Source organism: Lacticaseibacillus daqingensis (genome assembly GCF_003946115.1).
In the GTDB taxonomy this organism is placed as follows: Bacteria; Bacillota; Bacilli; order Lactobacillales; family Lactobacillaceae; genus Lacticaseibacillus; species Lacticaseibacillus daqingensis.
The window spans coordinates 15,101-28,495 of record NZ_RHOH01000003.1 but is presented as its reverse complement, the minus strand read 5'-3'; the positions used below and the strand labels follow the sequence as shown (position 1 = coordinate 28,495).

At 54.2% G+C, this 13,395-nt stretch carries 17 protein-coding genes; all 17 read left to right on the top strand.

Features of this window, described 5'->3' with window-relative positions; genetic code table 11:
• The first annotated feature begins 28 nt into the window (after positions 1-28).
• A complete protein-coding gene (locus EKM88_RS04830) occupies positions 29-1,543 on the top strand; it encodes a phage portal protein (RefSeq protein ID WP_225418437.1) in 1,515 nt (504 codons plus the stop codon).
• Entirely contained in the window at positions 1,543-3,180 is a 1,638-nt protein-coding gene (locus tag EKM88_RS04825; RefSeq protein ID WP_125703717.1) for a phage minor capsid protein, read from the top strand. Before EKM88_RS04830 ends, EKM88_RS04825 begins: the two co-directional genes overlap by 1 nt.
• A 9-nt stretch (positions 3,181-3,189) precedes the next feature.
• Positions 3,190-3,462 carry a hypothetical protein gene (locus EKM88_RS04820; protein ID WP_125703715.1) on the top strand — a complete coding sequence of 91 codons (273 nt, stop codon included), beginning with the start codon at positions 3,190-3,192 and terminating at the stop codon, positions 3,460-3,462.
• Entirely contained in the window at positions 3,449-3,784 is a 336-nt protein-coding gene (locus EKM88_RS04815) for a YjcQ family protein (protein WP_125703712.1), read from the top strand. The genes EKM88_RS04820 and EKM88_RS04815 overlap by 14 nt, the downstream gene beginning before the upstream one ends.
• 124 nt (positions 3,785-3,908) lie before the next feature.
• A complete protein-coding gene (locus EKM88_RS04810; RefSeq protein WP_125703710.1) occupies positions 3,909-4,496 on the top strand; it encodes a phage scaffolding protein in 588 nt (195 codons plus the stop codon).
• A gap of 14 nt (positions 4,497-4,510) precedes the next feature.
• Positions 4,511-5,371: a capsid protein gene (locus tag EKM88_RS04805; RefSeq protein ID WP_125703708.1), complete on the top strand. Its 861-nt coding sequence runs from the start codon at positions 4,511-4,513 to the stop codon at positions 5,369-5,371.
• Between the two features lie 26 nt (positions 5,372-5,397).
• Complete coding sequence (locus EKM88_RS04800; protein ID WP_225418447.1) at positions 5,398-5,652, top strand: Ig-like domain-containing protein; 255 nt, start codon at positions 5,398-5,400, stop codon at positions 5,650-5,652.
• A 13-nt stretch (positions 5,653-5,665) separates the two neighbouring features.
• A complete protein-coding gene (locus EKM88_RS04795; RefSeq protein ID WP_125703704.1) occupies positions 5,666-6,076 on the top strand; it encodes a head-tail connector protein in 411 nt (136 codons plus the stop codon).
• Complete coding sequence (locus EKM88_RS04790) at positions 6,073-6,423, top strand: putative minor capsid protein (RefSeq protein WP_125703702.1); 351 nt, start codon at positions 6,073-6,075, stop codon at positions 6,421-6,423. Before EKM88_RS04795 ends, EKM88_RS04790 begins: the two co-directional genes overlap by 4 nt.
• Positions 6,423-6,773: a minor capsid protein gene (locus tag EKM88_RS04785; protein ID WP_125703701.1), complete on the top strand. Its 351-nt coding sequence runs from the start codon at positions 6,423-6,425 to the stop codon at positions 6,771-6,773. The genes EKM88_RS04790 and EKM88_RS04785 overlap by 1 nt, the downstream gene beginning before the upstream one ends.
• Positions 6,773-7,186, top strand: a complete 414-nt coding sequence (locus EKM88_RS04780; protein WP_125703699.1) for a hypothetical protein — start codon at positions 6,773-6,775, stop codon at positions 7,184-7,186. The genes EKM88_RS04785 and EKM88_RS04780 overlap by 1 nt, the downstream gene beginning before the upstream one ends.
• Position 7,187: 1 nt before the next feature.
• On the top strand, positions 7,188-7,679 hold the full coding sequence (locus tag EKM88_RS04775) for a phage tail tube protein (protein WP_225418436.1): 492 nt from the start codon (positions 7,188-7,190) through the stop codon (positions 7,677-7,679).
• 68 nt (positions 7,680-7,747) lie between these two features.
• Positions 7,748-8,215: a hypothetical protein gene (locus EKM88_RS04770; RefSeq protein ID WP_125703697.1), complete on the top strand. Its 468-nt coding sequence runs from the start codon at positions 7,748-7,750 to the stop codon at positions 8,213-8,215.
• Positions 8,216-8,228: 13 nt separating this feature from the next.
• Positions 8,229-8,810, top strand: a complete 582-nt coding sequence (locus tag EKM88_RS04765; RefSeq protein ID WP_125703695.1) for a Gp15 family bacteriophage protein — start codon at positions 8,229-8,231, stop codon at positions 8,808-8,810.
• Positions 8,800-11,127 carry a phage tail protein gene (locus EKM88_RS04760; protein WP_225418435.1) on the top strand — a complete coding sequence of 776 codons (2,328 nt, stop codon included), beginning with the start codon at positions 8,800-8,802 and terminating at the stop codon, positions 11,125-11,127. Before EKM88_RS04765 ends, EKM88_RS04760 begins: the two co-directional genes overlap by 11 nt.
• The gene (locus tag EKM88_RS04755) at positions 11,114-11,848 is read left to right on the top strand and encodes a phage tail protein (protein WP_125703691.1); all 735 of its coding nucleotides are present in this window, start codon (positions 11,114-11,116) and stop codon (positions 11,846-11,848) included. The genes EKM88_RS04760 and EKM88_RS04755 overlap by 14 nt, the downstream gene beginning before the upstream one ends.
• Positions 11,848-13,395 (top strand): phage tail spike protein, encoded by a 1,548-nt coding sequence (locus EKM88_RS04750; RefSeq protein WP_125703689.1) that lies wholly within the window; start codon positions 11,848-11,850, stop codon positions 13,393-13,395. The genes EKM88_RS04755 and EKM88_RS04750 overlap by 1 nt, the downstream gene beginning before the upstream one ends.

Here is a 13,395-nt window from a genome sequence, read left to right as displayed (position 1 = left end):
CAATCTATTTCGGAAAGGGGGTGTGGCTATGGGCATGGGACAAAACCTGAGCAAGATCACCGATCACCCTAAGATTAATGTGGATGCGCATGAGTATGACCGCATCGACCGGGACAAGCTGTATTTCAAGGGTGCGTTCCCGGATGTCAAGTATTCCAACACCTATGGCGACCAGGTCAAGCGCCCATACGTCAGCCTCAACATGATGCAGGTTGTCTGCCGGCGCCTGGCTAGTCTGCTGTACAACGAGCAGAGCAAGGTGTCGGTTGACACTCGGCAGGTGACTGAGGGAGACGGCGCGCCGGCCACCCCGGTACATGACGCTGCCAACGACTTCGTGCAGTCGGTGTTGCAGGCCAACGACTTCGGCAAGAACTTCGAGCGCTATCTGGAGAGCTGTCTGGCCATGGGTGGCCTGGCTATTCGGCCGTATGTGGACACGGAGACTGGCAGTATCAAGCTGGCCTGGATCCAGGCGCCCAACTTCTTCCCGCTGCGGAGCAACACCAATGACGTCAGCGCCGCGGCGATCGCTACCCCGACCACTGTGACGGAGGCGGGCCGCACCATCTACTATACGCTGCTGGAGTTCCACGAATGGCACCCGGCGGGATACACCATCACGAACGAGCTGTATCGGTCTGAGGTCAAGACGGAGATCGGTAAGCAGGTTCCGCTGGGTACCCTGTACCCGGAGCTGGCCGACACAGCCAGCTTGCCCGGTTTCAGCCGCCCACTGTTCGTCTACCTCAAGCCCGCCGGCTTCAACAACAAGAACCTCGACAGCCCGCTTGGCATTGGCGTGTGTGACAACGCGCTGACCACGCTCAAGCAGCTCAACGACGCGTACGACCAGTTTAACTGGGAGGTGCGCATGGGTCAGCGGCGCGTGGCGGTGCCCGAGAATATGACGGACGTGACGTTCATCAAGGGCGGGACTGAATCACCCAAGCAGGTCTTCGACCCGGACCAGAATATGTTCGTGCAGGTGCCCGGCAATCCTGATCACATGCAGGTGACTGACCTGACAACGCCAATCCGCGCGACCGATTACGTGACCAGCCTGAACCAGTTCCTCAAGACGCTCGAGATGCAGGTAGGGCTGTCGGCCGGGACCTTCTCTTTTGACGGCCAGGCGGTCAAGACGGCCACCGAAGTGATCAGCGAAAACAGCATGACCTACCAGACGCGCAACAGCCATTTGACGATGGTCGAGCGGGCAATCAAGGAGCTGGTGGTGTCGATCTGCGAACTGGCCGAGGCGACCACGATCGATGGTTCGAGCCTGTACACCGGCCCGATACCAACCGCCGACCAGGTAGCTGTGGACTTTGACGATGGCATCTTCACCGACAAGGGCGCCACGGCTGATTACTGGATCAAGCTGCAGGCGGCGGGCCTATGCACCGACTGGCAGGCAATCATGCATATCCAAGGCGTGCCCGAAGATCAAGCCAAGAAGATTGCGGCCGAAATTGCTGGGATCACTGCCGCCAAGCAGCCGGACACCAACGAAGGCATGTTTGGGGACGGTGATGCCTAATGCCCAAGGTGACGCAGCACCAGCTGGAAACGCAGCAGGCGCTCATCGGCGACATATACGCGCATCTGGAACAGGCTATCTTTCAGGCCTTCGTCAAGCGGCTGAGTGCTCACGGGATTGCGGACTACGATGAAACCAACATCCTGCAATGGCAGATGATGGTGCTCAATGACCTGAATTTGGTCAACGATGATGTGGTTGCCGAGCTGGTCAAAGCCACCGGCCTCGCCAAGGAGCAGATCACAGACCTGTTCCAGACGGGCGGTTATTCGATCGTCTCGCAGCAGTATGGGGCACTCGCCAAGGCGACCGGCCGGAAAATTAAGCCGAACCTCATCAAGCAGGTGCTTGACGGCTATCAGAGCCAGACGTTCCTCGACTTGGACAACAACATCAACCAGACGCTCTTATCCACTAACGCGGCCCAGAATCCGGCGGTAGAAACGTTTCAACAGATTGCCAAGGAAACTACCGCAGAAGTGATAACCGGGCTTAAAACGCCAACCAAGGCCTTATCTGATACCATCTACAAATGGCGCGATAAGGGTATCAGTCGTGGGCTGGTAGACAAGGGCGGCCACACTTGGTCGCTTGAGAGCTATGCGCGCATGGTGATCAACACGACCAGCAACCGCGCCTTTCAAGCGGTGCGCGACCAGGCCGCCGCCGATTATGGCGTTGACATCTTCCTGATGAGCAGCCACGCTGCCAGCCGGGAAGCCTGCGCACCGATTCAAGGCAAGCTGGTGACCACTAGGACCACCGGGTTCGTCACGTCCGACGGTGATGTTGTCTATCCGCTTGATTCTTACGGCTATGGCGAACCCGGCGGCACGTTTGGTATTAATTGCATGCACATTAAGTGGCCATTCATTCCTGGCGTCAATACGAATCACCAAGAGCAGTTTGACCCCAAGGAAGCAGCAGAGCGCGGCCACGTGCAGCAGAAGCAGCGTGCCCTTGAACGACGGGTGCGCGGCTACAAGAATCAACTTGAGCTGGCTGAGCGGCTAGACGATGACAAGGGCAAGCAGAAGTACAAGCTCCTGATACGCAAGAATCAGGCAGCCCTGCGTCAGCTAGTGAAGGACAATGACTTTCTGGCCCGTGACTACTCACGCGAGAAACGGTACCCGATTCCGACTGCCGATTCGAAGACTGTGTATGCCAAGCAGTGGCATGCAGAGGTTCAGAAGTCCCTTGGCAAGGCAGGGGTGCCAGACGAAGCCGCATTTGTCAGTGCGGTGCGCAAGGGTGGCCGTGAGGGCCGACTATTGCGTCGGTACATCACGGCAAGGCGCGAGCGTTTGATTGAGCCTGTGGCTGGCTTTGACTTGTATAAGGAGCTTGACCAGGCGATGGCCAGTCAGTTACATGGGGTTACCGCCGCTAATGGTATGACCGTCACAGGCCATAGCCTTCACTCGATTGAGCGAGTGATTGGGACCAAGTATTATCATGACCAAAACGGTAAGGTGCAGCATCGTGATGGGGTGACCATTAACGCTATCCGAGACTCCCTGGAGGGTGGTAAGATACAGGTGGATAGCAAGCGTCATTCTACGCGATTTGAGACAAATCAGTGCGTAGTTGTTCTTAACCAGGACGGCGAAATTATAACGGTCTATCCAAGGTGAGGTGCTCATATGGTAACTCTTACGAAGAAAGACTTTCGCTATTTGATGTCTCGCGCTGATGACGAATTTCGAAACGTAATCAGCTCACAAATCTCAGGTGATTCGGTCATCATCATGCCCGCTCCAGGCAAGAGCTTTGATGATGTCGCTTTGACCTTTGGCGGGTTAATTGAGGATACCTTGGATGAAGATTATGAGGCGACCCCAGAGACCTACAAGATTGAAGCGATTTGGGATAGGTACTTCGTTGGACATGGAGACGATTATCATGGCATCGAATGATTATTATGTGATCGTCTATCGCGTGCTAACGTACCTGTACAATCAGCTGAAAGCCGGCGAAGAAGTCGACACAGACAAGCTCAGTGCCAAATGGATTGGCATTCCGGAATCGTATTGGCGCTACATCATGGAGACGCTGGGCGATGAGGGGCTGGTTCGTAATGCGGCATTTGAGGAGGATATGGAAGGATGGCATCTGGCTGATGACATCAGCATATCCCCAGCAGGTATTTCATTCCTGCATGAGAACAGCACCATTAGCAAAGTGAAGAACGCATTTAAGGGGATCACCGATATTGTCGGTAATATTCCAGGACTCTAAACGCTCGCCAACCGGTGGGCGTTTTCTTGTGCACTGTGACCTGAGTAAGTCGATAAACTGCTTATTTTTTGTACCCAAATCCACGCGGGAGCAGACCCGCTCAACAACTGCTTAGGAGATCGGTATGAATCCAGAAGCATTGAAAGCATTAGGGCTGAACGATGAGCAAGTCAAGGGTGCTATGGCACTGTACGGCAAGGACCTGAACCCACTCAAGGAGCAGGTGACCAGCCTGACGACTGAGCGTGACGCGGCCAAGGCACAGGTGACCACGGTCACTGGGCAACTCGACCAGCTGCAGAAGGACCACAAGAGCGATAGCGAACTCAAGGCTGAGATCGACAAGCTCAAGGAAGCCAACACGCAGGCGGAGAAGGACGCGGCGGCACAGCTGAACCAGGTGAAGCTCGACAGCGCGACCAACCTCGCCCTGCTGCAGTCTGGCGCACTCAACGCCAAGGCGGTTACCGCGCTTCTGAACAAGGACGCGTTGAAGCTGGATGACAAGGGCAACCTGACCGGGCTGGATGACCAGCTCAAGGCGCTCAAGGAAGCTGACGACAGCAAGTTCCTGTTCAAGGCGGCGGATCCAGCAGACAAGAAGCCAAACAGCCCACAGATCACCACACAGGGCAACCCTAATGCAGACCCAGCCAACGGTACGAGCATGGTCGACAAAATCGCCGCTCGCCTCGCTGGCAAGACAATCTAAAGGAGGGCATAACTATGCCAGTTGTATTAGACAGTAAGGACCTTGCCACCATTGACCAGGAGTTCAAGGCCGATTCCCAAGTTTGGGACGTGCTGACCCAGGGCGCTAAGTCCATCACGGCAGCCGACTTTGTGGGGACGCATGAAGTGCGCATCAACAAGATGTCCGGCTTCGTGGACGCCACCGCGTACAAGCGTAACGGCACCAATGCACGTAACCAAATCAGCATCGAAAAGGAAACTATCAAGCTGACCCACGAAGACTGGTTCGGCTATGATGTCGATCGTCTGGATCAGTCCGAGGCATCGGCCCTGACAATCAACAACATCGTCACCGAACACAAGCGCCTGATCACTGTGCCACACCGCGACAAGGTGGCGGTTCAGGTCCTGTTCGACAATGCCGGCAAGAAGGATGCCACTGTGGCATCCAAGGACAACATCCTTGACCTGTATGATGCGGCCGAAGAGTACATGACCGACCATGAGGTGCCGGGTGGCTACGTGATGTTCGTGAGCGCCGCGGTGTACCGCCTGCTCAAGAATGCCAGTGGCGTCACCAAGTCCTTCACCACGAACCAACAGTCCATCAATGGTATCAACCGGACCGTGGCCCAGATCGATGGCGGCGTGCCGATCCTCAAGGTCACCAAGGACCGTTTGGCGGGTATCAGCATCGAAGACACCATCCAGTTCATTATTGTGCCGCTGACGGCGGTCGCTCCGATCATCAAGTATGGGACCGTGGACACCGTGTCCGCAGATTCCGACCGTGATGGGTACCGCGACACCATCAAGGGCCTGGACTACTACGATGCTATCGTCTTCGACAATGCCAAGGACGCGATCTACGTCAGTGCAGTCCCAAAAGCGTAGCGCCGGCCCCTAAGCCAGTTACTGGTCTGACGATGAGCCAGGCTACAGCTAGCATGAAGGTCGGCGACACCAAGACGGTCACCGCCACCGCTGATCCGGCAGACGCGGACGACGCAGATGCGGTCAACGGCGCGATCACCTACGCTTCGAGTGATGAGGCGGTCGCCACAGTAGCAGCAGACGGCGCCATCACGGCGGTCGCTGAAGGCACTGCGACCATCACGGCCACGAGCGGTAGCTTCACAGCCGCTGTCAAGGTCACTGTCGCTGCAGCAGCTTAGGCGGTGATCAACGATGACGAAGCTGTATGTTGAGGCGCCAGAGTATGTGGAGGCAATGCATGTCACCGAGGCACCATCTGACTATGAAGAGCTGGCGGCATTAGCGGGGCAGTACCTGGACGAGATCACCAATTACTACTACCAGCAGCACGCCATCATCGATGACAAGTTTGAAATGCGGGTCATGCGTTTTAAGCGGGCCGTGATGATGCAGGTTCGGTACATGGCTGAGACTGGCATCAAGTCCAGCATCGATTACAAGGCCAGTCAGGCGCAGTCGGTTAGCCAGTCAATTGGTGACACGTCAGTCTCCAAGACCCTGGGCGACACCGCCGCAAACGTCTCCGGCACGATTGTCTGCGATGACGCGCTGCGGGCGCTATCCGGCACTGGCCTGCTTTACCGGGGGGTGATGCACCTATGAGCGCATTGCAACCTGATCAGACATGGCTACGCGACACGGTGACGGTTGAACTATATCTGGACGAAGGCGACTACAACGTCCCGAGTTATGCCAAGCCGGTGACACTGGAGAAGGTACGCGTTGATTTGACCAAGGACTTTGTTGGCACCGGGTCCGACCGCACTATCACGGCCAACGCCACCGTGTTCCTGATTGCCAAGTACACCACCAACTACCCAGCCATTGACGATAGCTGGCTACAAGCCCGTCTGACGTACAACGGTCACGAGTACAAAGTGGTGAATTGGTCAGCGTATCAGGAGCCAGACACCGGGACGCCGTTCAGCATTGAGTTGAAGGTGATCTGATGGGCGGGGTCAAGATTAAGGTACAAACCAATATCATCAAGATACACAAGAAACTGAGCAAATCAGCGTTCCAGCGGGGCCGTAGAGCGCTGGCTAATCAAGTAGGTGCGGACTCTAACCGCTTTGTACCAGCGGGGCCGCCACAAAAGTACAACATGCGTAAAAAGCAGTTGATTGCCGCGGACTCGTCTTCGGTTACTTGGCTTGTGCCGTACGCTCATCGGCAGTACTACGCGCCGGCCGGCTGGACATATACAACACCAGGTACCGGTCCCAAATGGGTCGAAGTCGCAAAGACTAAGTACATGGGAAAGTGGGTCAACGCATTCAAGAAGGAGGCTGGATTGTAATGGATTTTTCGTTTTGTTTGCGCGATGCGATTGAAGAGGCGGTGCACCCTTCAATCCCCACAACGGTTGGTGTATTAACTGTCAAAGAATCGGCGGCGATTACATCAATGCCCGGTGGTCAAGTGATTCATGCGTTTTTCGACGGAGAACAGGACAAACGACTACTCTATCAATACGCTATCAAGTGCAAAGCTGATCGAATTGAAGTCGCTACTGCCCAGTTGTGGGCAGTGACTCAGTTCTTGGAAGAACTCGAAGCACTGGACAGTCGTGATGGCAGCTTTCAATTCGACACGATTAGCATCACCAGTCAACCGGCTCAATCTAATGCGGATGAAGCCGGTTTTTACTATCACACGGTTGACTTTTCAGCTGATGTGACGACTTTCCCACGGGTTAAGAAGGAGGACTAACATGCGTAAAAAGAACGCAAAACGCAAGCACTTTATTGCGCCATATACAGACGACACTGCACCCGAAGAGGATGCATGGTTGCCATTGGCAAAAGACGTTGAAACCATCGAAGACGATTCCGATGAAGACACTGATGATTATGGCGACTACGCCGGAGACGGCACTGCACAGACCATTCTAAATGGCCGCAAGGAAGTGTGGAACTTCTCGGGGTACTACAACGCAGATGACAAGGCCCAAGTATTACTGGCAGGCATGCGGCGCGAAACCAATGACGAGAAGCGTAAGGTCTGGCACAAAATCGTGGAGACTGATGGATCAACAGTCATTGGAGTGGCTAAGGCGATGGAGATCAAAGCCGGTGGCGGTGACGCCACTAGCTATGAAGACTTTGAAGGACACCTCGATTACGTGGCCACGCCAACCGTAACCGTACCAGATGCAACAGCCCCGGTCGATGATGGTACAGGGAGCGAGCAAACTGGTCAGTAGTCACTTGACGGTGGAGGGGGCGGCAATGGCCAGCTCACTCCACCGTTTTTATTTTTAGGAGGTTTGTAATGCTGGAAAAATTGTTTCTTGAGTCTTCAACCATTCAGATTCCGGTGGGCATTCAGGACAAAGATGACCCAGATAAAATCACCGACTTTGTTTTGAGTTTCGATGCATCTGATGATGTTGTGCTGCATGCAGCCGAGATTGTCGATAAGGCACAGGGTGAGTTGGATAAAATTCAAGTTCGCTATACTGAGCTGATTAATAAAGGTGATCAACTCGATGACGAAGACCTGCCTGAAGCTATTGCTGCTATTAATGATGTGCTGCGGGTTCAGTTCGATACGAACTTTGGTCTGGGTATGTATGACAAGTTGCAGGCTGCGGCTGGTAAGAACAGCTTCTTGAATATGATGATTCTTTATCGGCAAGCGATGAACTACATCGAGCAGGTACTCAGTAATGTAGCGGCCAAAGCGCAGCGCCAATCGGCTAAGCGTAAGGCTAAGTACATTAAGAAGCATCGACGTTAAGGGGGGTGGGCTGATGTTCAAACTTTACGAGCAGCCGCCTGAGACGGTGACCATCGGGGAGAAGAACTACCAGCTGGACATGACCTTTGATCGCGTTTTGATTGCAATGGATGCCTTAGAAGACAGCCAAATGCTAGATGCAGACAAACTCGAAGTATTTTTGCAGTTACTGATTCGGGACAAACTGCCACCCGTGAATGAATGGTCGGAGGCGTTTTACCGTGTACAGGAAGTGCTGGATGGCGCTACTGCGAAGGTCATGCACTACGACCTTAATGGTGACGTGATTGAGCGACACAGTAAAGAGGTCCCGGACTTTAGCTTTTCGTTTGATGCTGGATATATCTATGCAGCCTTTCGCCAGACGTACGGTATAGACCTGCTTGCGGAAAGAGGCAAGCTTCACTGGTTTGAGTTTATCTCATTGTTCAATGGGCTTCCCGATGAGACGCGGTTCAACCGGATACGGGCAATTCGCAGTGTTGATCTTAGCAAGGTGAAGGACAGAGACCAGAAGGCCGAACTACGGGAACAGAAGCGGAAACTGGCACTGCCCGATGCGCCTGACGAAGAAGGTGATAGCTATGGGCGGTGATGGATCGGTAAAGATTCTTATCCAGGCAGACGGTGGAGATGCAATTGATGCCGCCACAAAGGTGGAAAAGGCGCTTGGCGGTATCGGCGAAACTGGTCAAAAGACTGGATCTATGCTCAAGAGCTTCTTGGGCGCCAGCCTGATTAGCAACGCAATCACCTCTGGACTTGGGCTGCTTAAGCAGTCTCTTGGCGGCCTGCTTGGTGACCTCAATGAGGCCTCAAAGGCCTGGCAGACGTTCGATGGCAATATGAAGAACCTCAACATGCCTGATGCGCAAATCAAGGCTACCAAGAAAGAACTGCAAGAGTATGCTCAGGAGACCATATATTCAGCTTCCGACATGGCATCAACGTACGCGCAGCTTGCTGCGGTAGGGACTAAGAATACCGATCAGCTGGTGAAGGGGTTTGGTGGACTTGCAGCGGCCTCAGAGGATCCAACACAAGCCATGAAGACCTTGAGTCAGCAGGCCACTCAAATGGCAGCTAAGCCAAAGGTGGCATGGGAAGACTTCAAGCTGATGTTGGAACAGTCGCCAGCCGGTATGGCGGCGGTGGCTAAGTCGATGCACAAGTCTACTGGTCAACTGATCAAAGACATACAGGCTGGCAACGTCTCGACCCAGGCGTTCTTTGACGCTGTGGCCAAGACGGGGACCAACGCAAACTTTACGAAGATGGCGACACAGTACAAGACGGTTGACCAGGCGGTAGATGGTTTGAAGGAGACATTGACCAATAGTCTTCAGCCTGCCTTCGATCGGATGTCACAGGTCGGTATTTCAGCCGTCTCCAAGTTGACCGATGTAATCGGCAAGATTGATTTCGGGGGTATTATCGATGGCATCTTGGGCACAGTCAGTGGTGTTGGAAAGGCGTTTGGCACATTGGACACCAGCGGTGCCAGAATGGCAATCCAGAATTTGGTACCGCAGGCCAAGGCGGCGGCTAGTGGTATTTTGGCAGCCTTTAAACCAGTAGGGTCCGGTATTGGGGAAGCCCTCGGGAATCTCAACAATGCTCTTCAGCCGCTCTTTGCCTCTTTTGCGACTTTTGATTTCACTAGTTTCTTGGCACCGCTGGAGTCGGTTGGTAAGACAATCGGCGCGACGCTTAAGAGCCTCAATTTCTCGGGTATTGCGGCACTGGGGGAGAACATTCTGCCGGCACTTCAAGCTGGCTTTGCCACCTTTATGAGCGTGGCTGGACCGGCAATCAATGGTGTGGTTAAGGCCTTTGGCAATCTCTGGAATGCGGCCCAGCCAATTGTATCTATGTTGGCATCCATTCTTGTACCGGCCTTTCAAATTTTAGGCGCATATCTAGGTGGGGTATTCTCTAGTGTTCTGTCGGGCATCTCGACTGCCTTTAACTTTGTGGCTGGCGCACTCAAATTCTTGCAACCGCTGATTGGGTTACTGGTGGAGGCCTTCCAACAGGTTGCACCGGTACTGACCACGGTCGCCGAATGGGTCGGTAAGCTGGCCGGAATGTTTGGTGGTTTGGGTGGAGTAGCGAAGGGACTTAAGTCAGTTTTCTCCAATGCTTGGAATGGTATTCGTTCCGCAGTCCAGACAGCTGGCGATGGGATCTCGGCGATTGTCAGTATCATTAAGGGGGTATTTAGTTCTCTCGGTTCTGCTGGTTCGGGCTTGAAGGCGACCTTGAAGGGTGCCTGGGATGGCATCGTTGGTGCGGTACGCGTTGCGAAAACCACAATCTCAGGGGTGGTTGGGGCTATCAAGAGTATTTTTGAAGGTCTTGGTCACATCAGCTTGCGTGGCGCTGGTGAGGCAATCATGAACGGTTTCGTAGGCGGCTTGAAAGCGGTCTGGGAGGCCGGCAAGAAATTCGTTGGCAGTATTGGTGATTGGATCAAGAAGCATAAGGGCCCAATTAGTTATGATGCCAAGCTGCTGATACCAGCAGGCCGCGCTATCATGGGTGGATTTAATTCCACGTTAGTTAGCCGTTTTGCCGATGTGAAGAAGAATGTGTCTGGAATGGCCGGGGAAATTGCATCTGCGGCTTCTTTGAGCATTCCCAACATTTCTGCATTTGGGGGAGCTGAAAGATTGGCTGGAGCTACCTATGGCCATGTGCCGAGCGCCCAGACCATCAACAACTACACCAACAACACAAACAACGGTGGCACGTCGGCAAAGGCCCTGGAGCTACTCCAGACTATTGCCGACAAGTCGCCAGTCATCAACGGCTCAAGCGTTGCGCCGGCGCTGGCACCATTTGCTAGCGCGGCACAGCGCATGCGCCAACAAATTTCGGACCGGGGAGGGACGGCAAATGCAAGGTATTAAGTATGGCATCACATACAATGGGTTGCACTCCTACCGCGACTTCGGCCTGACTGTGACGGCTAAAACGGTCGGCTTCCCTGAGAGGACGCCGGTGCTGTTGCGGCCGCCGTATAGCAATAAACCTATTGACTTGAGTAACCTTTATGGCCATACCGTTTTCGGTGATCGGGCCTTGAAAGTTGAGTTCCTCATTCGGGATTTTAAGACTATGACCAAACAGGGACTGTCTGACAAGTTAACCCTAGTTGCAAACTGGCTTGAGAGTAGCATGGGACGCACGCCGCTATACGATGATGTGGCCCCCGCGTATTACTACCTGGGTGAGCCTGTGACTGCCCTCGACTGGGCTGAAATGCGAGCACACGGTCGTCTGACTGTTGAATGGACGTGCAATCCATATCGAGTGGCGAAAGAGGCCGAGGGTAATCAACGCTGGAATGATCTCAACGCTGACCTTGACGTGGCACAGGACACACAGTTCACAGTGGCGGGTCCATCGACCCTGATGCTAATCAACGCAAGTTCCGAACTTGCGCAGCCAAGCATTACCACGACGGGCACGGTGACGATAAACATTAATGGCACAGATATTGAGCTTGTCGAAGGGACTACTGTTCCGATCAATCAGGCTTATCCACTGACACTGCAAGCCGGTGTTAACTTTGTGACTGTGGGCGGTACAGGGACTATTTCGTTTACCTGGTACAAGGAGGTGCTTTAATGTATCGAATCCTTATGCGCCAGGGCTGGGATGGTTCGGAACAAGTAATCCATTCAGAAGTCGGTGACGGGCCAAGACTGATGGCTGCGACTTTGGGGAAAGCAGTCGATACCTATGACACGCTGACCGTCAGCGCAGATCCAACCAACCCGTTATATGGGACAGTGCAGCCATTGCAGACCTTTTTGCGTGTGGTGCGACCAGATAAACACCGACAGCTCTTCGAGGGCCGAGTGTGGACGTATCAGCCAGGCGACATGGCTACGGATGGCACGCTTACCAACGTGGTAGTGGCTATGGGACTGGAGGATGTGTTGCATGACAGCATCCAGCCATTTGCCGAGTATCACGACATCAGCCCACGGGATTTTTTGGCCGCGCTGATTAGCGCACACAATGCGCAAGTAGAAAGCTGGAAGCAGGTCCAGTTGGGCGTGGTGAACGTCACCAACACCACAGACAACGTGTATCGCTATACCGATGACGGCACCGATACGTATGACACGATACAAGACAAGCTGGTTAGTCGGTTGGGCGGGGAGATTCGCATTAGGCACGAAGAGGACGGCTTGTATCTGGATTACATGACGGAAATCGCTGAGCAATCTAACCAAGTCATCCGGCTTGCATCAAATATGCTGTCGCTCACCCAAAAGCTTGACCCCACAGCTATCTTCACGGTGCTCAAACCATTAGGAAAGGCCGCCGATCGCACGACCACGGATGACGATGGCAATAGCAGCACTGAAACCTCAACGCCGCGTCTTACCATCGAGAGTGTGAACAGTGGGTCGCCTTTTCTGCGCGATGAAGCATTGATCGCTGAGTTCGGCATCATAACTGTTGCGCAGCAATGGGATGACGTGACTGACGCAACTAACCTGTTATCCAAAGGGAAAGCGATGCTTGCGATGCAAAAGCCCGTCAAGGATCAGGTACAGATTACGGCGGCCGATTTATCCATGGTGAATGGCGCGGTCGATGACTTTGTATGCGGCAATTACAACCGTATCGTCAACCCGCTGGTAAGCTATGACGCTAATCGTCGCATCGTGACGCAGGACCTTGACCTGTGTGACCCCTCGCAGTCGACCATGGCCGCCGGCGACGTAATGCTGACACATGAGCAGTATACGCGTCAGATCACTTTGGCTGCCAAGACGGCGGAGGCGCGGCTTGCATCGACTGCCAGTCAGATTTCGAGCCTGAACAACAAGGTGACAGATCTAACCGGCCAAGCGGGTACGCTTGCCGAGTCCGAGAAGGCGCTCAAGGCGCTGCGGGCCCAGCCGACTGTCGTCTTGTCGGCTGAGGCCGGCGTGCTCCAAATCGAGTACACCATCGTGGCCGGTGCAGTTCCAGCCGACACCTACACGCCGGAGATCTCGATGGACCAGAACGACTGGACGCCTGGCGACACCATCAGCGGCAAAACCGGCAAGTTCTACCCGTCAATGGCGGGCACCTACTACGTGCGCGTCAAGGCAACGCTGGACGGCTACGACAGCCCTTACAGCCCGGCTGCGCGTGTCGTTGTAACGGAATAG